Origin of the sequence: Seonamhaeicola aphaedonensis, assembly GCF_003386195.1 — a bacterium.
Taxonomy (GTDB): Bacteria; Bacteroidota; Bacteroidia; order Flavobacteriales; family Flavobacteriaceae; genus Seonamhaeicola; species Seonamhaeicola aphaedonensis.
On record NZ_QRDX01000002.1, the window covers coordinates 367,961 to 394,313 of the forward strand.

At 33.2% G+C, this 26,353-nt stretch carries 22 protein-coding genes and 1 tRNA gene; 16 read left to right on the top strand and 7 right to left on the bottom strand.

Annotation, left to right across the window (positions count from 1 at the left end):
* Positions 1–18: 18 nt before the first annotated feature.
* From DFQ02_RS05370 to DFQ02_RS05380, 3 genes are all read left to right on the top strand, one after another.
* Entirely contained in the window at positions 19–663 is a 645-nt protein-coding gene (locus tag DFQ02_RS05370; protein WP_116039966.1) for a peroxiredoxin, read from the top strand.
* An 87-nt stretch (positions 664–750) separates the two neighbouring features.
* Positions 751–1,065: a thioredoxin family protein gene (locus DFQ02_RS05375; protein WP_116039967.1), complete on the top strand. Its 315-nt coding sequence runs from the start codon at positions 751–753 to the stop codon at positions 1,063–1,065.
* Positions 1,046–1,303: a DUF6952 family protein gene (locus DFQ02_RS05380; protein WP_116039968.1), complete on the top strand. Its 258-nt coding sequence runs from the start codon at positions 1,046–1,048 to the stop codon at positions 1,301–1,303. Before DFQ02_RS05375 ends, DFQ02_RS05380 begins: the two co-directional genes overlap by 20 nt.
* A gap of 178 nt (positions 1,304–1,481) precedes the next feature.
* Here DFQ02_RS05380 and DFQ02_RS05385 read toward each other — a convergent pair whose 3' ends face one another.
* Entirely contained in the window at positions 1,482–1,952 is a 471-nt protein-coding gene (locus DFQ02_RS05385) for an ankyrin repeat domain-containing protein (RefSeq protein ID WP_116039969.1), read from the bottom strand.
* A gap of 116 nt (positions 1,953–2,068) precedes the next feature.
* Positions 2,069–4,261 carry a catalase/peroxidase HPI gene (gene katG / locus DFQ02_RS05390; RefSeq protein ID WP_116039970.1) on the bottom strand — a complete coding sequence of 731 codons (2,193 nt, stop codon included), beginning with the start codon at positions 4,259–4,261 and terminating at the stop codon, positions 2,069–2,071.
* A 238-nt stretch (positions 4,262–4,499) separates the two neighbouring features.
* On the opposite strand from katG, the gene tpx reads away from it, so the two are divergent.
* The 6 genes from tpx to ribB all read left to right on the top strand — a co-directional run bounded on the left by tpx (position 4,500) and on the right by ribB (position 12,104).
* Entirely contained in the window at positions 4,500–5,000 is a 501-nt protein-coding gene (gene tpx, locus DFQ02_RS05395; RefSeq protein ID WP_116039971.1) for a thiol peroxidase, read from the top strand.
* A gap of 2 nt (positions 5,001–5,002) precedes the next feature.
* On the top strand, positions 5,003–5,374 hold the full coding sequence (locus DFQ02_RS05400) for a diacylglycerol kinase (protein WP_116039972.1): 372 nt from the start codon (positions 5,003–5,005) through the stop codon (positions 5,372–5,374).
* Between the two features lie 104 nt (positions 5,375–5,478).
* Positions 5,479–7,857 carry a DNA translocase FtsK gene (locus DFQ02_RS05405; protein ID WP_116039973.1) on the top strand — a complete coding sequence of 793 codons (2,379 nt, stop codon included), beginning with the start codon at positions 5,479–5,481 and terminating at the stop codon, positions 7,855–7,857.
* Positions 7,858–7,876: 19 nt separating this feature from the next.
* Entirely contained in the window at positions 7,877–8,515 is a 639-nt protein-coding gene (locus tag DFQ02_RS05410) for a LolA family protein (protein ID WP_116040059.1), read from the top strand.
* 10 nt (positions 8,516–8,525) lie between these two features.
* Positions 8,526–10,922: an LptF/LptG family permease gene (locus DFQ02_RS05415; protein ID WP_116039974.1), complete on the top strand. Its 2,397-nt coding sequence runs from the start codon at positions 8,526–8,528 to the stop codon at positions 10,920–10,922.
* Positions 10,923–10,943: 21 nt separating this feature from the next.
* Positions 10,944–12,104, top strand: coding sequence for a 3,4-dihydroxy-2-butanone-4-phosphate synthase (gene ribB, locus DFQ02_RS05420; protein ID WP_181896360.1), 1,161 nt, complete (start codon positions 10,944–10,946; stop codon positions 12,102–12,104).
* On the opposite strand, the gene DFQ02_RS05425 is transcribed toward ribB, so the two are convergent.
* On the bottom strand, positions 12,101–13,300 hold the full coding sequence (locus DFQ02_RS05425; protein WP_116039976.1) for a DegT/DnrJ/EryC1/StrS family aminotransferase: 1,200 nt from the start codon (positions 13,298–13,300) through the stop codon (positions 12,101–12,103). The genes ribB and DFQ02_RS05425 overlap by 4 nt on opposite strands.
* A gap of 2 nt (positions 13,301–13,302) precedes the next feature.
* On the bottom strand, positions 13,303–13,932 hold the full coding sequence (locus DFQ02_RS05430) for an NAD(P)H-dependent oxidoreductase (RefSeq protein ID WP_116039977.1): 630 nt from the start codon (positions 13,930–13,932) through the stop codon (positions 13,303–13,305).
* A gap of 217 nt (positions 13,933–14,149) precedes the next feature.
* On the opposite strand from DFQ02_RS05430, the gene DFQ02_RS05435 reads away from it, so the two are divergent.
* Positions 14,150–14,234: transfer RNA gene (locus tag DFQ02_RS05435), tRNA-Ser, on the top strand.
* A 56-nt stretch (positions 14,235–14,290) separates the two neighbouring features.
* On the opposite strand, the gene DFQ02_RS05440 is transcribed toward DFQ02_RS05435, so the two are convergent.
* Positions 14,291–15,982 (bottom strand): beta-N-acetylhexosaminidase, encoded by a 1,692-nt coding sequence (locus tag DFQ02_RS05440; RefSeq protein WP_116039978.1) that lies wholly within the window; start codon positions 15,980–15,982, stop codon positions 14,291–14,293.
* Positions 15,983–16,278: 296 nt separating this feature from the next.
* On the opposite strand from DFQ02_RS05440, the gene DFQ02_RS05445 reads away from it, so the two are divergent.
* The 3 genes from DFQ02_RS05445 to DFQ02_RS05455 all read left to right on the top strand — a co-directional run bounded on the left by DFQ02_RS05445 (position 16,279) and on the right by DFQ02_RS05455 (position 19,435).
* Entirely contained in the window at positions 16,279–17,037 is a 759-nt protein-coding gene (locus tag DFQ02_RS05445; protein WP_147297734.1) for a peptidase associated/transthyretin-like domain-containing protein, read from the top strand.
* A gap of 62 nt (positions 17,038–17,099) precedes the next feature.
* On the top strand, positions 17,100–18,665 hold the full coding sequence (locus DFQ02_RS05450; protein ID WP_116039980.1) for a right-handed parallel beta-helix repeat-containing protein: 1,566 nt from the start codon (positions 17,100–17,102) through the stop codon (positions 18,663–18,665).
* Between the two features lie 146 nt (positions 18,666–18,811).
* Positions 18,812–19,435 carry a helix-turn-helix transcriptional regulator gene (locus tag DFQ02_RS05455; RefSeq protein WP_116039981.1) on the top strand — a complete coding sequence of 208 codons (624 nt, stop codon included), beginning with the start codon at positions 18,812–18,814 and terminating at the stop codon, positions 19,433–19,435.
* A 107-nt stretch (positions 19,436–19,542) separates the two neighbouring features.
* Here DFQ02_RS05455 and glyA read toward each other — a convergent pair whose 3' ends face one another.
* Positions 19,543–20,817 carry a serine hydroxymethyltransferase gene (gene glyA, locus DFQ02_RS05460; protein WP_116039982.1) on the bottom strand — a complete coding sequence of 425 codons (1,275 nt, stop codon included), beginning with the start codon at positions 20,815–20,817 and terminating at the stop codon, positions 19,543–19,545.
* Positions 20,818–21,030: 213 nt separating this feature from the next.
* Between glyA and fahA the strand changes: the two genes are divergently transcribed.
* Positions 21,031–22,314: a fumarylacetoacetase gene (gene fahA / locus DFQ02_RS05465; protein WP_116039983.1), complete on the top strand. Its 1,284-nt coding sequence runs from the start codon at positions 21,031–21,033 to the stop codon at positions 22,312–22,314.
* A 123-nt stretch (positions 22,315–22,437) separates the two neighbouring features.
* Complete coding sequence (locus DFQ02_RS05470; protein WP_116039984.1) at positions 22,438–23,625, top strand: hypothetical protein; 1,188 nt, start codon at positions 22,438–22,440, stop codon at positions 23,623–23,625.
* 124 nt (positions 23,626–23,749) lie between these two features.
* Here DFQ02_RS05470 and DFQ02_RS05475 read toward each other — a convergent pair whose 3' ends face one another.
* On the bottom strand, positions 23,750–25,435 hold the full coding sequence (locus tag DFQ02_RS05475; RefSeq protein ID WP_116039985.1) for an RluA family pseudouridine synthase: 1,686 nt from the start codon (positions 25,433–25,435) through the stop codon (positions 23,750–23,752).
* 262 nt (positions 25,436–25,697) lie between these two features.
* Between DFQ02_RS05475 and DFQ02_RS05480 the strand changes: the two genes are divergently transcribed.
* Positions 25,698–26,192, top strand: a complete 495-nt coding sequence (locus DFQ02_RS05480) for a hypothetical protein (protein ID WP_116039986.1) — start codon at positions 25,698–25,700, stop codon at positions 26,190–26,192.
* Positions 26,193–26,353: the final 161 nt, after the last annotated feature.

The window sequence follows — 26,353 nt, forward strand, 5'->3', positions numbered from 1 at the left end:
ATTTAAAATCAAATTAATATGGCATTTGTAGGGAAAAAATTTCCAAATTTAAACGTAGACGCAATGAATGACATGGGCGACACTTTTAAATTAAACGTATTAGAAGAAGCAGTAAACAACAAGAAAAAAGTGGTATTGTTTTGGTACCCCAAAGACTTCACTTTTGTATGCCCAACAGAATTACATGCTTTTCAAGCAGCTTTAAGTGAATTTGAAAAAAGAAATACCATTGTTATTGGAGCCTCATGTGATACTCCCGAAGTTCACTTTGCTTGGTTAAATACCGAAAAAGATAATGGCGGTATAGAAGGGGTTACCTATCCACTATTAGCAGATTCTAACAGAAACTTAGCCTCTACCTTAGGTATTCTAGATATCACAAACGAAACCTATAATGAAGAGACTGGAGCTGTTTTGGTTGAGGGTGATAACGTAACTTACAGAGCAACGTACATTATTGATGAAGATGGTATTGTACAACACGAAAGCATTAATAATATGCCTTTAGGTAGAAACGTACAAGAGTACTTAAGATTAGTAGATGCCTTAACCCACGTTCAAGAAAAAGGTGAGGTTTGTCCAGCAAACTGGGAAGAAGGAAAAGAAGCTATGAACGCCAATAGAACTGGTGTTGCAGAGTATTTAGCAGCTCACGTTAATTAAAATAATGTCATTGCAAACAAATTGAAGCAATCTATTTGATTGGATTAGATGGCTTCGTTTTACATGCAACGACGACAAAATATAATTATGGTACAAGAATTAAATCAAGATAATCTGCAAAGTTTAGTTTCAGAAAACAAAACCGTAGTGGTGCAATATTCGGCAACATGGTGTGGTAATTGCCGCATTATGAAACCAAAAGTAAAGAAGTTAGCTTCAGAATTAGAAGATGTCACCTTTATTATTGCTGATGCTGAAAAGTTTCCAGAATCTAGAAAGTTAGCGACTGTTGACAATTTACCAACCTTCGCAACCTTTAAAAATGGCGCTTTTGTAAACCAAGTACAAACCAACAAGTTTGATGTTTTAAAAGACTTAGTAAATGAAATTACCAGTAATTAAACACTTAACGCAATTTATTGAGGACAACGACGAAGACTTTGTTGTTGAAACTATTGAAACTTTAGAAGCTTTAACCGAAGTGCCTTCTCTAAAAGACGAAGAATTAGATGTTATAGGAGAGTTAATCTCTAACATGTATGGCGCTATAGAGGTAAATAAAATGGTACAAGATGGTACACCTAAAAAAGAAGCCTTAAATAGTTTTATGCAACGGGTTCTTGGTTCGATAGATCACTAATTGAAAAAGAAAAATGGGATTTAAAGACCACTTCAAATTGAAGTGGTTTTTTTATGGTTGAACATTGATTTTATAAAAATTTTCAGCAACTTTAGTTTAACATCTGGATATAAGAGAATGAAACATTGCATGTCCTTAAGTTAAACAAAAAAATCATAAAATTGATATTGAAAAAAACTTATTGCAATACCCCTACCATATCCTTAAACCCTTTTTCTTTGGCATAATCTAAAGCCGTTTTACCTTGACTATCCTTAATAGTTTTATCTGCTTTATACTTTAATAAAAAGGTTACCATATCTACTTTATTATACATAGTGGCAAAAATAAGCGGTGTAACACCTTGGCTATTTTGCGCATTAACATGGGCTCCATTTTTAATAAGCAAATTTGCAATTTCTTTGTTGCCCTTAAAGGCTACACCTATAAGTGCAGTGTTACCAGAAGCATCGGTAGCATCTACTTCTGCCTTATGCTTTAGCAAGACTTCAACAATGCCTTTTTTATCAAAATAAGTAGCAAAAATTAAAGGAGTAAACCCTCTTTGGTCTTTTGCAAAAACCAGATTTGGATTCGAATTTATGAGGGTTTCTATACGGCTTATATCTCCAGATTGAATAGCTTCAATAAGTATACTAATATCATTCATAGCTTTTGTTTCTATAGTTTTTTTATTATTAGTAAGTGTTTAGTTAAAATAAATTGGGATAAACACAAGGACTATGTTTACCCCAACCTCTACTAAAACTAACAAAAAACTAAACTTTATTTTAAATCAAATCTATCGGCGTCCATGACCTTTGCCCAAGCGGCAACAAAGTCGTTAACAAACTGTGCTTCTCCATCATCGGCACCATAAACTTCAGCAATGGCTCTTAATTCTGTATTAGAACCAAATATTAAGTCGGCACGAGTGGCTAAAAATTTCACAATACCTGTTTTTCTTTCTTTGCCTTCAAAAATAGTGTCATCATTAGAGGTAGCACTCCATGTATAACTAAAATCTAAAAGGTTGGTAAAGAAATCATTAGTAAGGTGCCCAACATTATCGGTAAACACACCATAATTAGACCCATCGTAATTGGTGCCTAATACGCGCATACCACCTATTAAGGCTGTCATTTCTGGTACAGACAAATTCATTAAATTGGCTCTGTCTACCAATAAATCTTCAGCATCAACTTTTAAACCTGGTTTTATATAATTTCTAAAACCATCGGCTAAAGGCTCTAAGTATCCAAAGGATTCTAAATCGGTTTGCTCTTGAAAAGCATCTCCTCTACCTTGTGAAAAAGGCACTTCAATGTTGTAACCAGCGTTTTTAGCTGCTTCTTCTACACCGGTATTTCCAGCCAATACAATTAAATCTGCCATGGAAATATCTCCTTTAAAAGATTTTTGAATGCCCTCTAAAACATGCAACACTTTTTCTAATTCTGTTGGGTTGTTCACCGCCCAACTCCTTTGAGGCTCCAAGCGTAAGCGTCCACCATTAGCACCACCACGCTTATCAGAATCTCTATAGGTTGAAGCCGATGCCCAAGCCGTAGTTACCATTTGTGAAATGCTTAAGCCAGAAGCTAATATCATTTTTTTTATGGATGCTATATCATCATTACTTAGTTTATAATCAACCTTTGGAATGGGGTCTTGCCAAATCAATTCTTCTTTAGGCACTTCTGGCCCTAAATAACGGTCTATGGGCCCCATATCACGATGCGTTAATTTGTACCAAGCACGAGCAAAAGCATCCTCAAAAGCAGCGTGATCTTTGTGGAATAGTTTCGAAATCTCTAAATATTTAGGATCTGTTTTTAAGGCGATATCTGCCGTAGACATCATTAAAGCCTGTGTACCATGACCACTCGCTGCTGGGGCTTTTCTTGCATTGGTATCTTTGGGTGTCCATTGGTGTGCCCCTGCAGGACTTTTGGTTAATTCCCATTCATAATTAAGGAGTACATCAAAATAATCATGATCCCATTGTGTTGGATTAGGGGTCCAAGGACCTTCTAACCCACTAGTAATGGTATCATCAAGTACACCAGATTTATAGGTGTTTTTCCATCCTGTACTCATTTCTTCTATAGAGGCGCCATGTGGCTCAGGCCCCACGTATTTATCAGGGTCTGCAGCACCGTGTGCTTTACCAAAAGTATGACCACCTGCAACTAAGGCTACTGTCTCTTCGTCATTCATAGCCATTCTACCAAAAGTAATTCTTATATCATGAGCAGATTTCATTGGGTCTGGCTCTCCATTAGGTCCTTCTGGATTTACATAAATCAATCCCATGTGAACTGCTCCTAAATGCCCTTCTAAATCGCCATCACTGGTATCATATCTATCATCATTATCTAACCAACCTGTTTCAGATCCCCAATACACATCCTCCTCGGGTTGCCAAACATCTTCACGTCCTCCAGCAAATCCAAAGGTTTTAAAACCCATAGATTCCAGAGCACAGTTTCCTGCTAAAATCATTAAATCTGCCCATGACAATTTCTTTCCATATTTCTTTTTAATAGGCCAAAGCAATAATCTAGCTTTATCTAAGTTACCATTATCTGGCCAGCTATTCAAAGGTGCAAAACGTTGTGTTCCAGAAGCGCCTCCTCCTCTACCATCTCCTACGCGGTAGGTTCCTGCACTATGCCATGCCATACGTATCATAAAGGGTCCATAATGACCATAATCTGCCGGCCACCAGTCTTGTGAATCCGTCATCAAGTCAATAACTTCTTGTTTTAACGTGGCGTAGTCTATACTATTGAATGCTTCAGCATAGTTAAAATCTGGTTTGTAAGGGTTTGGACTTTTACCATGTTGACGCAAAATATTAAGTTTGAGTTCGTTTGGCCACCAATCGCGGTTTCTAGTTCCACCACCTGCTGGTTGTTTTTGAGTACCACTCATAAAAGGACATTTATTAATGTCATTACTTTCTGTGCTATGCATAATATCTTATTTTAGAATTATATGTTTTGTGAATACCATAAAGTTACTAAATGTTAGCATAAAAAGTCGTCAAAAATATTTTAATAAGTTATATTAGGATTGATAAAACTTATAGCCGATTAAAAAACAATAGTTTTATAGTATAGTTTCAAAATTGTACTTAAAAAGAAATGTAAATATTGAAACTAACGAAGTAATTATTGTTATTTTAGTTGATTAAAAATTAAAATATAAAAAAATGGCAACAGTAAGCTTAAAAGGAAACGCAATCAATACAAAAGGTGAATTACCGTCAGTTGGCACTCATGCTCCTGATTTTGAATTAGCAGCGTCAGATTTATCAAATAAAACACTAAGCGACTATAAGGGATCCAGAGTAATTATGAATATTTTTCATAGTATTGATACAGGAACTTGCGCAGCGTCCGTTAGACAATTTAACCAAGAAGCTAGTGAATTAGAAAACACTAAAATTTTATGTATTTCAAAGGATTTACCTTTTGCTATGTCCAGATTTTGCGGTGCTGAAGGAATTGATAATGTGGAAACTTTATCTGATTTTAGAGATGGTAATTTTGGTGAAGCCTACAACCTTACATATGTTGATGGTCCCATTAGAGGTCTTCTAGCTCGAGCCATTGTAGTACTTGATGAAAATGGTAAAATTCTTCATACAGAGCAAGTACAAGAAGTTGTTGAAGAACCAAACTATCAAGCTGCCTTAGAGGTTTTAAGCTAAGAATGAGCAAAAAAAAAGAATCCTTCTTGGTAAACCGTTTAAAAAGTATTAGATATGCTTTTAAAGGTGCTATGTATCTCATTAAAACAGAGGCCAGTATTAAAATTCAGTTATGTATAGCTGTTTTGGTTACCATAGCAGGATTCTTTTTCAAAATATCTGCTACCGAATGGGTTTTACAATGTTTAGCAATTGCTATGGTAATATCTGTAGAAGGTATTAACACGGCTATTGAAGATGTGGCCGATTTTATCCACCCAGAGCATCACAAAAAAATTGGAATTATAAAAGATATTGCAGCAGGAGCCGTTTTTATATCTGCTTTTTTTGCTGCCCTTATTGGTCTCATTATATACTTACCAAAGATTTTTTAATAATAATATTCTAACTAGGATAAACGTTAGTAATTTGTATTTTTGTGGCACTGTTATCCAATTCAAAATTAAACTTGATTTGGAACCTCAATTTAAAATCTTTGATGGCGAAGAAAAAAACCAACACTAAAAAAACTCCAAAGAAAAAACTAAAACTTCCAAGTTTTAATCTATCTAGCCAGCAAAAGCTTGTGTTTGGTAGTTTTCTAATTATTTTTGGTGTGGTGCTTTGTATTGCCTTTGTTTCTTTCTTTTTTACAGGAGAAATAGACCAAAGTACACTATCAAATTTTTCGTCTAGAGAGGTTAAAACCCAAAATTGGTTACGTAAATCTGGGGCTTGGTTAAGTGACTTTTTTATTCAAAGAGGATTTGGAGTAGCGTCTTTTATTTTTGCTGGTCTTGTATTTTTATCCGGGATTTATGTTTTAATGAATCTTCCAAAATCCAGGTTGCGCAAGCATTGGTTTTGGGGTACTTTAATAGTTATTTGGCTCTCTGTTTTTTTTGGTTTTTTTTCACAGACTAATGACATCCTTGGAGGTACTGTTGGGTTTGAAATTAATAGCCTTCTTCAAGATTATTTAGGTAAAGTAGGTACTTCACTCCTATTGCTTTTTGGATTAATTACCTATTTGGCTATTCGCTTTGGTGTGACTTTCGAAAGCATTTCCAAACTCTTTAAGTCTGCTAAAAAAGATATAAAACATGAACTATCAGATTTAAAAGAAGACACATATGTTGCAGTAGACAACGCATTATCAGATGAAGCAGAAGCTATCAAAACTGCTTTTGAAATTCAGTTGGAGGAAAACAAAAAAAAGCAGTCAAATCCTGCTAAAGAAAATATATCAATAGAGGTAGATACCCCATCGGAAGAAAATAATGATGAAGAATCTGGTATTGAAATAAAAGTTGAACAAATTGCCGAAGAACTTTCTGAAACCGATAATCTAGCTAACAAATTGGTTGAAGATTTTGGACAGTTTGATCCTACTTTAGAATTAGGCAAATATCAATTTCCGCCTCTAGAACTTCTAAAAAAGTATGACACAGAGAGTATCACTATCAATCAAGAAGAACTAGAGGAAAACAAAAACCGAATTGTTGAAACCCTTAGCAACTATAAAATTGGTATTGCCAGTATTAAAGCAACTATTGGCCCTACGGTAACACTCTATGAAATTGTCCCAGATGCTGGTATTCGTATATCAAAAATAAAAAACTTAGAAGATGATATTGCTCTGTCATTATCTGCTTTAGGGATTAGAATTATTGCACCTATTCCGGGTAAAGGAACCATTGGTATTGAGGTACCTAATAAAAATGCCACCATAGTATCTATGCATTCTGCCATTTCATCAAAAAAGTTTCAAGGCTCTAAAATGCAGCTACCTATTGCTTTAGGTAAAACCATCAGTAATGAAACTTTTGTTGTTGATTTAGCAAAAATGCCTCACCTTTTAATGGCTGGGGCTACAGGTCAAGGTAAGTCGGTGGGTTTAAATGCTGTTTTAACCTCACTACTCTACAAAAAGCACCCTGCTGAAGTAAAGTTTATTTTGGTTGACCCGAAAAAAGTAGAACTTACACTATATAACAAAATTGAACGCCATTATTTAGCAAAATTACCTGATAGCGAAGAAGCTATTATTACAGACAACACCAAGGTTATCAATACCTTAAACTCGCTTTGTATTGAAATGGACAACCGCTATGAGTTGTTAAAAAATGCCATGTGTAGAAACATTTCAGAGTACAATGCTAAGTTTAAAGCTAGAAAATTAAACCCTAATGAAGGCCACCAATTTCTGCCCTACATTGTTTTAGTAGTTGATGAATTTGCAGATTTAATCATGACTGCTGGTAAAGAGGTAGAAACTCCTATAGCACGATTAGCTCAATTAGCGCGTGCCATTGGTATTCATTTAATTATTGCAACCCAGCGGCCATCAGTTAATGTTATTACTGGTATTATTAAGGCTAATTTCCCAGCTAGAATTGCGTTTAGAGTGACTTCAAAAATTGATTCTAGAACTATTTTAGATGGTTCGGGAGCAGACCAATTAATTGGTCGTGGTGATATGTTATTCACTCAAGGAAATGATATGATACGTATTCAGTGTGCCTTTGTTGACACACCAGAAGTGGAGAAAATAACGGATTATATTGGAGCACAAAAAGCATACCCAGATGCCTATTTATTACCTGAGTATGTTGGCGAAGAAAGTGGCACAAGTCTTGATATAGACATAGAAGACAGAGATAGTCTATTTAAAGAAGCTGCCATTGTTATTGTTACAGCACAACAAGGGTCTGCCTCTTTACTACAAAGAAAATTGAAATTAGGATATAACAGAGCCGGCAGACTCATAGACCAATTAGAGGCGGCTGGCATTGTGGGACCATTTGAGGGCAGTAAAGCCAGACAGGTTCTAATCCCTGATTTAACAGCTTTGGATGCTCATTTAGAAAATGAATAATTTTACACCCAAAAGAAAAATGAAAAACATATTTGCTAGTATAGTATTGACTGTAACAACCTGCTTAGGTTTTGCTCAAAACAAAGGAAAAGCATTATTAGATGAAGTTTCAGAGAAAGTAAAGACTTATGAAAATATTTCAATAGATTTCAAGTATACCCTTGAAAACCTTTCGGAAAACATCAAACAAGAAACTCGTGGTGATGTGGTGATGCAAGGCGAAAAATATAAACTAAATATTTTAGGTGTTACGCAACTTTTTGATGGAAATAAACTGTATTTAATTAGTTCTGAAGACGAAGAGGTTACCATTACATCTCAAAATGAAGACGAGGAAGACGCTATAACGCCCAGTAAAATGCTTTCGTTTTATGAGGAAGGTTACACGTATCAATTAGATATTCAGCAAAATATACAAGGACGTAAAATTCAATATGTAAAACTAATACCTATCGATTCTAATTCTGAGTTAAAAAGCATTCTTCTTGGTATTGATTCACAAACCAAGCACATATACAATCTTATTCAAATTGGTAAAAATGGTTCTAAAACAACATTAACCGTTAATTCCTTTAAAACAAATCAACCCATATCAAAAACCTTATTTACCTTTGACGCTAAAAAATATCAAGATTATTACATCAATAATTTAGATTAGGTTTTTTCCATTGAAAATTTTAGACAGATACATACTAACAACCTATCTTAAAACTTTTATCAGTGTGTTTGTAATACTCATACTGATATTTATTTTACAGACCCTTTGGTTGTATATTAAAGAGTTAGCTGGTAAAGATCTTGATCTTGCTGTAATAGCTAAGTTCTTAATGTATTTTTTACCTAAGCTCATACCACTCATATTGCCGCTCACTATATTACTATCTTCAATTATGGTGTTTGGTAGTTTTGCAGAAAACTATGAGTTTGCGGCTATGAAATCTACTGGTATTTCTTTACAGCGAGCCATGTCTGGCTTAAGCATATTTATTGTTGGACTTGCCATAACTACTTTTTTCTTTTCTAATAATGTTATTCCTTGGGCAGAGCTTAATTCTTATAATTTAAGACGCAACATTGCTAAACTAAAACCTGCTATGGCCATTGTAGAAGGTCAGTTTAACGAAATAAACAATTACAATATTAAAGTTGAAAAGAAAAGCGGAGATAAAGGCCAGTTTTTAGAAAACGTCACTATTCACATAAAGGGTTCTGATAGAGGAAAAAATACTACCACTATAAAATCTAAAACTGGTGAACTAACCAGTAGAAAAGATTCTAATGTTTTGAAACTAATTCTTTATGACGGAAATTATTATAGCGATGTAAATCCTTCAAAACCTGAGGAAAGAAAAAAAATCCCCTTTGCTAAAAGTACGTTTGAGAAGTACATTATGAATATTGATCTGTCTGAAATGGATAATGTAGATTTAGATGATAAGTCATACACAGACAAATACAATATGCTTAACATAAACGGGTTAAATAAAGCTATAGATTCCATAGAAAAAAGAAAAGCAGATAATTACGATAACCTGTCTGAAATTCTGATGCAGCGATCCTCTGTTGCTGTAAAAATTGTAGCTTTAAATAAAAAAGAAAATACTAACAAAGTAGAAAAACCTGTGGACTCTCTTTTCTATACTGGTAACATTTTGGACCTATTCAATACCCGAAAAAAATTAGAGCTTATTGAGTCTGCCTCTAGAGGTATTACAAGTGCCAAACAAATTATATCCTCAAAAGAAGACTCTTTTAAAAGAGAAAAAACAGAGCTAAATAAACACTACATTTCATTACATGAAAAATTTGCTTTAGGCTTTGCTTGTATCATTTTATTTTTTGTTGGTGCACCACTTGGTGCCTTAATAAGAAAAGGTGGTATTGGTTTGCCCATGGTAATAGCCATTCTATTATTTTTAACTTATCATTTCATAGGTATATTTGCTACTAATAGTGCTAAAAATGGTAGTTTTAACCCTATTTTGGCAACTTGGTTTTCTACTTTAATACTACTTCCGTTAAGTATATTTCTAACTAAAAGAGCTACCGCCGATAGAAAGATTTTTGAAGGCGATGGTTTATTTGAATTCCTAAAGAAATTATTCAGAATTAAAAAGAAGGAGACTATTCAAGATACTTCAACTTTTGATATTTCTGATGCAGACTATGATGTTTTAAATAGCTATGATAACAATAAGCTCATAAATATTGCAAAAAATCATAAAGAATTTGGTTATAAGACCATTTACAGAAATACAGCCTTAGCTATTTTAAATAAGCGCGGGATTACCAATGAACAATTAAAATTCTCTGGTAATTTTAACAACAGAGAATATGAACAAACTATTAACCTTAGAAATAGATTTGAAGAAGATGCTAAACTTACCTTCGTTCTATACGTTATAGCCTATCCTATTGGCATTATAGGGGCCATTTTTAAGAATAACTGGTATCCTTCTTTAGGACTTTCGTTATTGATTATTGGTATCATATTTTGGGCGCTTTTTATAGCCTCATTTATAAAAACCATCATTAGTGAAAGTAATTACAGGAAACATGTTGGAAAAGGTTTAAATGTTAATTATGTACTCCTTCATGTTTTAGGAATACCATTGTATTTTATAGTTTACTTTTTACAAAAAGAAGTACTTAAAAAAGATTTAAACTTAGGCATTACGGATAGTAACTATCAAACCAAAAAGAAAATTGAACTAGACAAAAAATCAAAAGCAATTTTAAAGAATTATAATGATCACTCTAAATTCACCATCATTCTCTATAGTATTGGTGTCATTTTGTTAGTACTCTATTTTGTGTTTAAAAACAACAAACTACCCTATTTAGAATCGGCATCCATTCAATTAAGTATGGTTTCATTGATACTATTTCTGTTGTATTACATCAAATCGATTATCAACATCAAACAACTGTATAATCATATAAAAAATGGAAAAAAACCTCCTTTTATACTTTTAATACTCGGAATTCTATTTTACATGATTGCCTACCCACTTTTGAGAAAAAGGATTAAAGAAGACTTAATCGTTAATAGTTTAGATTCTTAAAATAAGCAATATCTTTGCCACATGACTGTTAAGACTATGACAAAAGAAGCAACCCAACAATATAAATTAAATACCATTCATGAGGCCATTGACGACATTAGAAATGGTAAGGTAATCATTGTGGTTGATGATGAAAATAGAGAAAATGAAGGTGATTTTGTTGCTGCTGCCGATAAAGTAACACCTCAAATGATAAACTTTATGGCGACTCATGGTAAAGGACTAATTTGTGCCCCTTTAACAGAGAGCCGTTGTAAAGAATTAGAGCTCAATATGATGGTGAGAAACAACACCGACCCCATGGAGACTGCTTTTACTGTTTCGGTAGATTTAAGAGGTGGAGGTGTTACTACAGGTATATCGGCTAAAGACCGAGCTACCACCATCAAGGCATTAATAGACCCAAGTACTAAGCCATTTGAATTGGCCAGACCTGGACATATATTTCCTTTAATTGCAAAAGATGGCGGTGTTTTAAGACGAACCGGACATACCGAAGCTGCTATTGATTTTGCAAGATTAGCTGGTTTAAATCCTGCAGGCGTGATTGTAGAAATTATGAACGAAGATGGTAGCATGGCTCGATTACCAGAACTCTTTGAGGTTGCCAAAAAACTTGATTTAAAAATAGTATCCATTGAAGATTTGGTAGCATACCGCATGCAACACGACTCTTTAATTGAGAAAAAAGAAGATTTTCAAATTGAAACACGCTTTGGAAGTTTTAGATTAAGAGCCTATAAACAAACCACTAATAATCAAGTGCATATAGCCTTAACAAAAGGCCAGTGGAAAGATAATGAAGAGGTGGCTACCAGAATAAATTCTACCTTAATAAATAACGATATTTTAGGTACGTTAACAAACAACGTTGATAAGCAACTTGATGACATGTTCAATGTTATAAATAAGAAAGGTAAAGGTGCAATCATCTTTATAAATCAAGAATCTCAGTCAATGAATATTTTAAAACGCTTGTCTTTTTTAAAAGAGCATCAAGAACAAGGTACTGTAGCTAAAGCACCAAGAATTAATATGGATTCTAGAGACTTTGGTATAGGTGCTCAAATTCTTCACGACCTAAACATCCATAAATTAAAACTTATAACCAATTCCGCTCAAACCAAACGTGTTGGGTTGATAGGATATGGGTTAGAAATTGTTGATTATATTGGCTATTAAGATATTAAAACACCCTTAATAATGTCTGCCATTTTATTGGCGCGTTCTATAACCTCATCTTCAGTCCAAGAAAGTTTTATTAAACAAGAAATATTTCTGCCTATATAGTGGTCTGATTGCTTAAAAGACTTTGTTTTTAGGTATTTTAAGCCATCTATGACTTCTTTGGAAATTGGGAAAAGCGATTTCAATTCTTTAAAATGTTCCCATTTACGTATGTAATGCCAGTTATTATCATAATAATTCCAACAGGCATCTATACCTCCATGCTTAAAACCTTCAATTACTTTTCTTGAGGTTTCTAAATCTGGCAAAAAGAAATTGAAAAATGAACCACTTTCTTCACCACTTTCAGGAACTGTTCGTAATGTTACACCATCAACTTTACCAACGATATCTTGAAATAATTTTAAATACTTGCGCTGTATTTTTAAAAACTCAGGCAAACGCTTTACTTGAGCTAACCCTACCGCTGCGTGTAATTCTGATATTCTAAAATTATAACCTAAAAATGGGTGGGTCTCTGCACCTCTATCGTTACCGACATGATCGTGTCCGTGATCGCTATAATGATCGGCATTTTTATAATATGTGTTATTGTTTGTTATAACGGCTCCTCCTTCACCACAGGTAATGGTTTTTACAAAATCGAAAGAAAAACACCCTAAATCACCAATACTTCCTAATGATTTTCCTTTATAAGTCCCACCAATAGCTTGACACGCATCTTCTACTAATAACAATCTATGTTTATTGCATATATCCTGTAGCGCACTCATTTCACCCATACTACCACACATTTGCACGACCATAATGGCTTTGGTTTTTGGGGTAATAGCAGCCTCAACAGCTTTAGGATCAAGTACCAACGTATCATCAATATCAACCAATACAGGAATGGCACCCAACATCATAATAGCTTCAAAACTTGCAACAAAAGTAAAGGTTGGCATAATAACCTCGTCGCCTGCACCTACTCCAGCAGCTGCCAAAGCCACTGTAACAGCAGCAGTTCCACTAGAAACCAGTTGTACATGCTTGGTTTTAAATGTGTCTTCTAATGCAGCTTCCAGTTCTTTGGCTTTCCAATGACCATTGCGCATGCCATCAAAACCGTAACGCATTAACACACCACTCTCTAAAACATCATTTACTTGTTGTCTCTCTATATCTCCAAATAGTTCAAATCCTGGCATAATTATATTTCTAGTACACTTTCTTCTATGTTCATTCTTACTTTTTTAAAGCTAGAAAACATATCGTCTTCAGCTCTATAACCTACAGGTAAAAGCAACACAGATTTAAGTTCTTTTTCTTTTAAATTAAGTTTTTCATCAAAATTTTGAGGTTTGAAACCTTCCATGGGGCAAGAATCAATTCCTTCAATAGCGCAAACCGTCATAAGATTGCCCAAGGCAATGTAAGCTTGATTTTTAGACCATTGTTGCTGTTCTTCTTTAGACATACCTGCTAACATTTTTATGAGATTTAACCTGTAAGGGTCTAAAATATCATCAGAAGTACTGCGAATATCTTTTATGTTCTTGAAAAACTTATTGATATCGTTGTCTACTATTTTTTCTTGAATACAAATTACCAATAAATGTGAAGCATCTGATACTTGTTTTTGATTGTAAGCGTCTACAACCAAAGAGGCTCTTAAATCTTTATCTTTAATAACCAACATTTTTATGGTTTGCAAACCATAGGATGTTGCTGTTAGATTAAAAGCTTCCTTTAGAATATTAAGTTTTTGTGCTGATAACTTTTTGGTTGTATTAAACTTTTTAGTGGCATAACGCCACTTGAGTCTATTAATTACGTCCATTTTTTGCTTTTATAAGTGCAAAAATAACATTTGAAAATCATTATAGCACCATAGATAAATAAATTGCTTGTATATAAACATAGAGCAAAATTATTTTTAAAAAAAAAGCGTTTTATTTGAAAGAAAAGAAAAAGGATTTTATATTTGCACCCGCCTACTAGATACTATATCTCTCTTCGGCGGGCTAGCCCGCTAAAAGGTAAAAGCATAAGACACTGGAGAAATGGCAGAGTGGTCGAATGCGGCAGTCTTGAAAACTGTTGAGGGTCACACCTCCGGGGGTTCGAATCCCTCTTTCTCCGCAAAAAACCCGCAATTTTCATTGCGGGTTTTTGTTTATAAATTAGCGACAAATCATTTAATCCTTACTTATGAAAGTATGCTTAGCATAATTTAACCCTAAAGCATCAAGTTTTTTTCTAAAGGTCAATAATCTATTACTAAAATCATCCCAATTTCTATCTTCTTCTATAGACCAGACCACTTCAGATAATGCTGTCATTCTTGGCAAAACCATATATTCTACATAGTCAATAGTACTAATATATTCTGTCCAAAGATTGGCTTGAGCTCCTAAGATATATTTTTGTTCTTCCTTAGATAATTCTACAGGGGTAGGGTTATAAAAATAGACATCTTTAACAGTAGTCAACCCTCCTATAGCTAGAGGCTCATTATCTTTATCTACATGTTGATAGTAATCAAAATAAACTGACTGGTACGGTGTCATAATAACATCATGGCCTTGTCTAGCTGCTTCAATACCTCCTTTAGTTCCTCTCCAGGACATTATAGTTGCATTAGGAGCTAAACCTCCTTCTAAAATTTCATCCCAGCCAATGATTTGTTTTCCTTTTGAATTTAAATACTTTTCTATTCTTTGTATAAAATAGCTTTGTAATTGGTGCTCATCTTGCAAGTTTTCTGATTTCATTCTAGACTGGCAATCAGTACACCTTTCCCAATTATCCTTTGGACATTCATCTCCTCCTATATGAATGTATTGAGAAGGAAATAATAGGATGACTTCATCAAGCACATTCTTTAAGAAAACAAATGTATCGTCTTTTCCTGCACAATAAACATCAGGAAAAACACCCCAAGTTTCTTGAACAATTTTTACAGTTTCTTTAGCCTGAGCCTCTTTACTTGCTTTTGACATCATATTATTTGCAACAACTGTAGGTTCATCTGGGAAACAACTTAAACTTGGATAAGCTGCAATAGCTGCGCTAGAATGGCCAGGTAATTCTATTTCTGGGATTATTGTTACATGTCTTTTCGTTGCATAATCAACAATTTCTAATACTTCTTCCTGAGTGTAAAACCCTCCATATTTTTTATCATCACTTGCTGTTCCTGGAAAATGTCCAATTATAGTTCCATTTCTCCAAGCCCCTACCTGAGTCAACTTAGGATATTTTTTAATTTCTATTCTCCATCCTTGATCATCTGTTAAATGCCAATGAAATGTATTCATTTTATGCAATGCAATTAAATCAATATATTTTTTAATATAACTAACAGGAAACATATGTCTAGCTACATCTAAGTGCATCCCTCTATATATATATCTTGGGCTATCCCTTATCTCTACTGCAGGAATGGTAATTTCATTTTGCTTGGATTTGTCTGACTCTTTTGAAAAAGGTAATAGCTGAAATAAGGACTGAATACCATAAAAAATCCCTTTAGAAGATTTTCCAGAAACAAGAATTTTATTGTAGTTTACTAAAAGGTTATATCCCTCTTCATTTTCAATAGAATCATCTATTCTAAGTTCAATATTTCCAGAGCCTTGTGTATTAAAATCAATACTATAATTAGTTAAACTATTAAGTATTTCAGCAAGAAACATACCTTCATTCTTGAGTTGATAATCTCCAACAATTTTAGTTTTCGAACTAACCAAAAACTTTCCATCCATAAATTGTAGACTCAAAGGTTTTGGTATGATATGATAATCTTTTGTTGAGTTTTTGGTATACTTGTATTCATTAGCACAAGAAAGATTAAAAAGGAATAACAATACTAAAATTAAATGCTTCATCTCGGTCTATTTAAGTTAAAAATTAGAGGGCTATTATAATATCTATTGTTTATAATTAGTAAGTAAGTGATTTTTTTTATAAAAAACTAATCTTTATTAAAATGTAAAAGTTATTTAATGCTCCTAATTACCTAGTATTTATCTGTTCTTATATTATACCAAATAATTTTAATCATACCTTACTCAAACTTGTAACAAATTAGATTGTTAAATGTTTATAAAGGCGCTGTTAAATACTCTTAATTGTGCCGTTTGAAATTATGTATAGTCTATATTGCTGAAGCTAATCAATCAACATGAAACATCTACTCATCGTTTTATTTTTCATTCCAATAGTAGCATTGTCTCAAAATATTAACGGAAAAATATATGATGAAGATTCTACGGTAAAAGGTGCCTTAATTATTAATTTAACTCAAAACGACACGACATACTCAGATATTAAAGGAAACTTCAAAATAAAAGCAATTGTCAATGATTCAATAATGTTTAAATCATTATTCCATCATGATAAAAAAGTAAAAGTTAATACTTCATTTTTCAAAGAAATAATTGTTTTCGAATTGAATAAAAGTATAAATGAATTGAATGAAGTTTTACTATATGATAAAAAAGATAAACCTTTTGAGGTTGTTGAATATAGCAATAATTTAGGATTTGCTATTGCTGAAGATATTAAAAGAAATCCGCATTTGTATATGCCTAAAACATCTTATTCTGGAGGTGTAAATTTTATAGAATTAGCTAAACTTATTGGTATTAATAAACTCTTTAAAAAGAAGAAATCTACCATAAATAACATAGAATATCATCAACTAGATTCACTGTTTTATAATAGTGAAATATTTACAGACTCCTTATTATATAAAGACCTTAAAATACCCAAAAACAACAAATACTTATTCTTTGAATATTGCGAGGAACGGGGCATAAACTGTGAACTACTAGCAGTTAAAGAAAATTTAGTACTTCTTGATTCCTTTTATAAGTTAAGTAAGGATTTCTTATTATTCATTAAAGAGAAAGATACTTTTACTACTCCTGGCAATAAATAGTAGTACTGTGATAATAATTCATTATTTCAAAAGTTATATTTTAGCATAAATTATTTTTATTAATGAACCGCTACCTATATTTTGTCTTAACCCTTCTGTTTTTAACTATTTGGAGCTCTTGTCGTAAAGATTTTGAATTTTCACCAAGTAAAGGCAATCTTGGATTCTCTAGGGATACTGTTTACCTAGACACGGTCTTTACAAATATTGGATCAAGCACTTACAATTTGAAGGTTTATAACAGAAGTGATGATGATATATTTATTCCTTCTGTTAAATTGGCTCTGGGTGAATCTTCTAACTATAGGTTAAGTATTGATGGTATGGCAGGTAAAGTATTTGAAAATGTAGAGCTATTGGCAAAAGACAGTCTTTTTATTTTTGTTGAAACAACCATAGATATTAATAATTTACCAAATAATAATGGAGAATACTTGTATATAGACCAAATAGAATTTGATGCAGGTTCTAATCTTCAAAAAGTAGAATTGGTCACACTTGTAAAAGATGCTGTTTTTATTTACCCCAACAGAAATGGAGCTACAAAGGTTATCGAAACACTTACTATAGATATCGACGGCGAACAAATTGAAACCGATTTACAAGGTAGGGAGTTGTTACCTAATGAATTAACAATGACTAATGAAAAACCCTATGTCATATATGGATTTGCCTCAGTTCCTAACGGAGAAACATTAACCATAGAAGCTGGTGCCCGTTTACACTTTCATGAAAATTCTGGTATCATTGTAAATAATGGGGCGTCTTTACACATAAATGGTGGATTAAGCAGTAATTCAGAATCTTTGGAAAACGAAGTCATTCTTGAAGCTGACCGATTGGAGCCTAATTTTTCCGAAAGACCCGGACAATGGGGAACCATTTGGTTTTTAGATGGGAGTTTAAATAATATTATTAACCACGCAACTATCAAAAATGCTTTAGTGGGCATTTTATGTGATGGTAACGCCAACGAACCAGCAGATAAACTTACCATTACCAACTCTCAAATCTATAACTGTAGCAACTTTGGTATTTTAGGCAGAAATTCCTCTATTAAAGCTGAAAATACAGTAATAAACAATTCAGGTTTATCATCTTTTGCGGGTACTTTTGGCGGTAAATATAATTTAACCCATTGTACTATTGCTAATTATTGGAACAACGGTTTTAGACAGTTTCCATCCGTTTTATTAAATAATTTCATTTTAGATGACGATAATAATGCTATTGTAACTGATTTAATTGAAGCTAATTTTAATAACTGTATCATTTACGGTAATGACAACCCTGAAATCCTGCTCGAAGAAGTTGAAGATGCTGCCCTAGATTTTAATTTTAAATTTACCAATTGCTTAATTCGTTTTGACGATAATAACAATAATTTCACTGGTGCCAATTATGATTTTAACGATATAAGTCACTACGAAGGCATTATTTTTAATCAAGATCCCAATTTTAAAGATCCAGATTTGAATATGCTCATCATTGGAGAAGAATCAGCGGCCATTGATAAAGGACAATCAAACTTCGCAACTCAAGTACCTAATGATATTTTAGGTGTTAATAGAACAAACTCTCCAGATATAGGCGCCTATCAGCATATTATATTTCCGGAAGAAGATTAAAAAATTCCTTTTTTTCATTGATAACTTAAACTTTTATTCTATAATACTAAGGTTATTTAAAAGTCTTTACTTGTCGTAAAAATGTCGTGTGAAAACCGCCAAATGTTTTCCAATAATTAAATACTTTTATATGCAAATAATCAAGCATGGGAAATATCGGGAACTTAATTAAAGAAACAAGAAATAAAAAAGCACTATCACAAGAAGAATTGGCCGAATTGGCCAATGTAAACCTTAGAACGATACAGCGTATCGAGAACAACGAAAGTAATCCACGAAATAAAACTATTAGCTTGATTTTTGATGCTCTAGAATTAAACTGGACAGACATTGAAACCACCAAAGAACAACCCAACAAAAACTATTTAATTCTTGCTACAATACTTTGCGTTATTATAATAATTAGTTCGTTTTCTGGTTGGTTTTCATTTGTAGCAACTAATGGATCAACAGCTTTAAGAGGTCAAACTTTAACCACTACTGGTTGGGAAGGCAGTCTTAGTATAGGTTTTTTTAAACTTTACAATTGGTTGATTAGTCTTTGCGGTTTATCAATTGGTACACTGGTACTATTAATGCTTCTAGATATTGTAAAAACACGATTCGCTTTTTTAGTAGGTCAAATTATAATTATTACACTGTACCTAATATTTTATATTTTTCTTAGTTTAGATATCGAAAGTTTAAGTTTAAAACATGGTTTGTTTCTTATGATAGCTTCAACCATAGGATTAATTCTTTTATTACGTAGAATTAAAAAAACTACCTAGAGAGCATACCACATATCACATCATAAAAAATCCTGAAAAAATTAATTTTCAGGATTTTTATTAATCTGAGATATTTCAGATTTTAATGTCGAATAATATATTTACACTTAGGCTACAAACAAAGGCCTGTCTGCCATCATAACGTTTACTTTTTCTTTAGTTGCTTCTAATAAGGCTTCATCTTCATGATTAGTTACAACTTCATCAATCAAATTGGCAATGACTGACATATCATCTTCTTTTAATCCACGAGTTGTAACTGCAGCAACTCCTAGTCGAATACCAGAGGTAACAAATGGTGACTTATCATCAAAAGGCACCATATTCTTGTTAACTGTAATATCAGCTTTTACCAAGGCTTCTTCAGCCTCTTTACCTGATACGTTCTTGTTACGCAAATCTATTAACATGCAATGGTTATCTGTACCACCTGAAATAATCTTATAATCCTTATCTACTAATGCTTGTGCTAACGCTGCTGCATTCTTTTTAACCTGTAATTGGTAATGTAAAAACCCATCTGTAAGTGCTTCACCAAAAGCAATAGCCTTGGCTGCAATAATATGTTCTAAAGGACCACCTTGATTTCCTGGAAACACAGCAGAGTCTAGTAACGATGACATTTTACGCAACTTCCCACTTTTTAAAGTAATCCCAAAAGGATTCTCAAAATCTTTACCCATCATTATCAAACCACCTCTAGGGCCTCTCAAGGTCTTGTGAGTAGTAGTCGTAACAATGTGACAATGAGGTAATGGATCATTCAATATACCTTTCGCAATCAATCCTGCAGGATGTGAGATGTCTGCTAATAAAATGGCACCAACACTATCTGCTATTTCTCTGAATCGTTTAAAATCAATATCACGAGAATACGCAGAAGCCCCTGCAATAATCAACTTTGGTTGTTCTGCAGTAGCAATCTCTTGAATTTTATCATAATTTAATACTCCAGTCTCTTCTTCTACACCGTAAAACACAGGATTGTATAATTTACCAGAAAAATTTACAGGAGAACCATGTGTTAAATGACCACCATGAGACAAATCAAATCCTAAAATCTTATCACCTGGTTTTAAGCATGCTGCAAAAACAGCTGTATTAGCTTGACTTCCCGAATGTGGTTGCACGTTTACATATTCTGCTCCAAATAGTGCCTTAGCTCTATCTATAGCCAACTGCTCAATTTCATCAACCACTTCGCAACCGCCGTAATAACGCTTACCAGGGTATCCTTCTGCATATTTATTGGTTAATACAGAACCTGCAGCTTCCATTACTTGTTCGCTTACAAAATTCTCTGATGCTATAAGCTCTATACCGTGTAATTGTCGCTCTTTTTCAGCTTCAATTAATTCAAAAATTTGTTCGTCGCGTTGCATAAAATTCAAATATGATTAATTATCCGGCAAAAATAGGAAATTGAATAGTTTTAAACACCAAAAAATATAGAATTACACATAAGTTTTAAACGGTTTTATTAACTACTTCACAATTTTTAAATTTTATCGGATTTAGAGTATTTTTTATATGAAACTAAAAAAAAATGTGTAGGTTTGAATTGAATTCAATAATCTTTAATCCATAAAACAGGTATGCCATTATCAGCTAACAACCCAGATAGAAAGTCGTGGTTACACGTAGATAAAAATTCAGATTTCCCAATCCAAAACATTCCTTTTGGAGTATTCTTAACTCGTGATGATATTATCACTATTGGTACACGTATTGGAGATACTGCCATTGATTTAGGAGCATTACACCAACTAGGGTATTTTGATGGTATAGCGTTAACAGAAGATATTTTTCTACAAGATACTTTAAACGATTTTATTGCCGATGGAAGAAAGACATGGCGTGCTGTGAGGAATAGAATAGCTCATATTTTTGATGCTGAAAATAATACGTTGAAAAATAATGTAAAGCATAAAGAAATAGTCCTATTCCGTTTGGATGAAATCGAAATGCAATTACCTGTAGAGATTGGAGATTATACTGATTTTTATTCAAGTTTAGAGCATGCTACTAATGTTGGAAGTATGTTTAGAGACCCAGATAATGCCCTGTTACCAAATTGGTTACACATACCAGTTGGATATCATGGTAGAAGTTCATCAATCATTCCATCAGGTATACCAGTTCATAGACCCCAAGGACAAACACTTCCTAACGGAGCAACAGAGCCTATTTTTGGACCGAGTAAATTGGTTGATTTTGAATTAGAAATGGCTTTCATTACAACAGACGCTAATGATTTAGGAGAACCTATTCCTATTGAAGAAGCCGAGGAATATATTTTTGGCTTAGTACTTCTAAATGATTGGAGCGCAAGAGACATTCAAAAGTGGGAATACCAACCCTTAGGGCCTTTTTTAGCTAAGAATTTTGCCTCTTCCATTTCACCATGGATTGTGACTTTAGATGCCCTAGAACCTTACCGTGTACAAGGACCTAAACCACTCAAACCACAACTAGAGTATTTGCAATACAAAGGCAAAAAAAGCTTCGATATCAATTTAGAAGTATCCATTCAACCAAAAGGTGCCAAGGAAACTGTGGTGTCGCAGTCTAATTTCAAATACATGTATTGGAATATAGCACAACAGCTAGCACATCATACGATTAATGGCTGTCCGGTAAATTCTGGAGATATGATGGGTAGTGGAACCATTTCTGGACCAAATGAGAACAGCTATGGATCTATGCTAGAGTTGACTTGGAAAGGTGAGAAACCAATAAAAATGAAAGACGGTACAGAACGTAAGTTCATTAATGATTACGATACGGTTATTATGAGAGGTCACTGTGAAAACGATGGTACGCGTATTGGTTTTGGAGAAGTTAAAACACAATTACTCCCTATATTTGTAAAAAAGTAGTCTAAAACTCTCGTATATACACTTATTTATACATTTTAACTGATTTATTCGTATTTCATGGATTAATTTAGTATTTTGGCACCACAATTGAATAGGTGACTAAAACCTTTAAATTTTTACCCCATGAAAAAAATACTACTTATCGTTTTTGTAATGACTCTTATTTTGTCTTGTAGCACCCGAAGACAAATGGAAAAAACCATTAGTTACGGTAATTATGACCGCGCCATTAATGATGCTATTGGCAAACTAAAAATCAATAAAGACCGAAGAGGAAAAGCAGATATCATTGAACTTTTGGAGGATGCTTTTTACAAAGCGGTTTCTAGAGATTTAGAAAATATTAGCTTTCTAAAAAAAGATAATAATCCAGAAAACTACTTACGCATTTTTGATGCCTATATTAGTTTAGATAATCGCCAAGAAGCCATCAAACCACTACTTCCCCTTTATATTAAAGGAAAAGAGGTTAATTTTAATTTCAATGATTACAGCGACGAGCTAATTACTTATAAAAATAGTGCCTCATTACAACTTTATAACAACGCCATAGTGTTGTTAAACTCTAGCAATAAATTTGATATTAGGGCTGCCTATAATCAGTTAAGAGACATTGAAAGTATAAACCCTAACTATAAAGACATTAGAACTTTAATGGATGTTGCTCATCAAAGAGGTACTGATTTTGTATTGGTTGATATGATTAACGATTCTGGTATGATAATACCAGCTCGCTTAGAAAACGACCTGCTCAATTTCAGTAGTTATGGTATCAATAGTTTTTGGTTACAATTTCACAGTAGTCCTGTTGAAAATTTGAATTATGATTTTAACATGAAAGTAAACTTCAGAGGCATTAACATCTCTCCAGAACAAATCAAAGAGCGTCAAATCATTAAAGAAAGACAAATTGCTGATGGTAAAGAAAACTTAGTGGAGAACGGAAAAGTAGTTAAAGACAGTTTAGGTAATGCCATTCAAGTTGATAAGATGAAAACGGTACGTTGCGAGTACTATGAATTTACTCAATTTAAAGCTTCACAAATCACCGGAAATGTGGAGTATATAGATATGAGAAACAATCAATTAATTGATACTTTTCCTCTAAATAGTGAATTTATTTTTGAACATATTTACGCCACCTCTAGAGGTGATAGAAGAGCTCTTGAAACTAATTTAATTCCATTTTTAGAACGTCGTGCAGTACCGTTCCCCACTGCTGAACAAATGATATTCGATACAGGTGAGGATTTAAAAATACAGTTAAAGCAAATTATTAATTCATATTCTGCTACCATAGCAGGAATCTAAAACAAAAAACTCCCAAATCATTTTGGAGTTTTTTTATGTATTTAGAAATAATAAAACTAAAAATTTGTCAACGTCTCCTTATGGAACTCTATCTGCTTTAAGTCTATTGAATTATAAATACAAACTAAAAAGGAGCCTTATTAATCAACTCCAAAACCTTTTGAGTTACAGGGTGCTCAAACTTGATATATTCTGCATGTAAGTATAAACGTTCCCCTTTTGTTCCGTATATATCATCTCCAATAATAGGTGTGTTCAACCCTTCTTGATGGGATGCATGAACACGTAATTGATGCGTTCTACCTGTAATTGGATAAAACTGAATTCTAGTTTTTCCATTTTCAAAGCCAACAACCGTATACTTTGTTAGAGCAGGCTTGCCATGTTTATAACAAACTAATTGCTGGGGTCTGTTATCTAAATCAACCCTTAGAGGTAAGTTAATAACACCTTGTTTTTGTTCAACTTCACCATCTAAAAGTGCTACATAACGTTTCTCCACGTTACGCTTTATAAATTGCTTTTGAAGATTTTTATGTGTCTTTTCATTTTTAGCCACCAGCAATAAGCCAGAAGTTGACATATCCAGTCTATGTACCAATAAAGGTCCTGAACTTTCAGGCAAGTACTCCTTCATTTTGGTAAATACAGAATCTACAATGGTTTTTCCAGGAACGGACAAAAACTCAGGTGGTTTATTTACTAAAAGCAGATAATCGTCTTCATAGACAATTTCCAAGGGTTCACTATAGCTATTAGCCTTAAGGATAGGATTGTCTTCAACATTCAATCCAGTCATCATATGCCCCAAAATGGGCTCGCATTTGCTTCGACAAGATGGATAAAACTGCTTATGTTTGCGTACTTCAGATTTTGGTGAAGCACCCCACCAAAATTCAGCAATGGCAATAGGCTTTAACTTATTTTCATAAGCATATTGGAACAACTTAGGCGCAGCACATTCGCCAGCACCTGCTGGAGGAATTCGTATTGTTGTTTGTTTAAAAATCTCCAATAAGTCTTTTGTCTCTCCTAATGCATTTAAAAAGGCATACTGCGCATGCAAACGCTTTTGCAATGAAGCAGACTGCAAACGACGCTTTTCTTTAAGCGTATCAATTGAATTTTGAATTTTTTTAAAGTTAGATTCTGCAATGGCTATTCGCTTGCTCCATGATGCTTTCAAATCTTTTAATCTAAAATGATAATGAATACTTTGGTTTTTTAAATCCTCTAGAAAATTCTCATAATCCACTTCAGATAATTTGGTCTGCTCGGATTCCCTTAAGTTTTTACGCTCCTTTTTCTTTGCCTTTATAGTGGTTTTCAAAGACTTCAATTCTGTTTGATATACTTCCAAATGAGATTGTAAAGTCTTTTTAGCATACTGGTAATCTTCAGATGATTCTAGGGCTTCAATCTTTCGGTTAAGTTCATTTAACTCTTGTTCTCCAATTTTATAAAACCCATCGGGGTTCAAAGTATCATACACCGTTGGCACAAAACCTTTTATATTATTGCGCTCTGCTAACTTCCCCGAAAAAGCCGCTAAATAACCAATGGTCCCATTAGTTTTTTTAACCACCATAACACCAAACATTTTTCCTATTACCAATCCTTCAGCAACTGGGTTTAATCCAAAATTATGATTAAAATTAGCCTGGTTTTCAAGGTAGTTTTGTAAGTCCTTTGTTGCTAAAACACTCAACTCATGGGGCTCGTAGTAAAAAGGAAATGTGAATTGCTTTGGCAAAGACACCCCTTTAGAATGCTCTAATGGATGAAATAAAACGTTTTCAAAATTGCTCATATAAAAAAAAGAGTGGCAAAGAAACAAAATTACACATATTAAAATGAAGTTTAACTATTGGAGATCTCATACGCCAAAAAGTTGTTGATATATAGATTATCAATAATAAATTAATTGATTTGAAGCATTAATTTAAATTCTTAATTTAAACTTTAAATAAATATAAATAACCACAAATAATTCATAATCTGTATTTTAAAAATAAAATAATTACTTACGGGTTTTTTTATTATTTTCGAAATCCGATTTATTTATAATCCCTATGAAACAACTAATAATAGTATTATTTTGTCTAGGCTTCTATTCCCCTTATTCTAGCCAGGCTCAAAATGAAGATTTTACAATTACTGTATTGAAATCTAACGTAAAAGAAAAAACTTATATTTTTGGTGAATGGAACCCTAGTGGTTATGAATCAGAGACCCATTTAAAATATTTAGGAGAAATTAAAACTAGTGATACCACTACATATAAGATAATGACTTCTAGTCGGTATTGGGGACCAACCAAAAAAGTCACAAATAAAATTTTAGTCTTTGATAGAAACAACAATCTTCATGGAAATTATTATTTAAACACCAAGTGTGAATTACCCTCTCAAATACAAGATAATCAACTTATTTTTAAACCAGTAGAATGTACTAACTGTAGTTATGCTATTACCAAAGTAGATTTTTATAATGGTATTCCTGAAAATTTTTATTTAGGATGTAAACCGGGACTCGGTAGTCTTTACTCCTTTTATTTGAGTATTTAGTTTAAAAAGAAATTATTCAAAACTAAACCCTTATACGAACTTACCAAACGCACAACTTTTATTAGGGTTGCAGAACAAGAAAATCAGGTTTAAAACCAATAGAGTGCATTCATGTTTTCTATTGAAAATGTTGGTAAGTTTTAAATATTAAATCCAATATT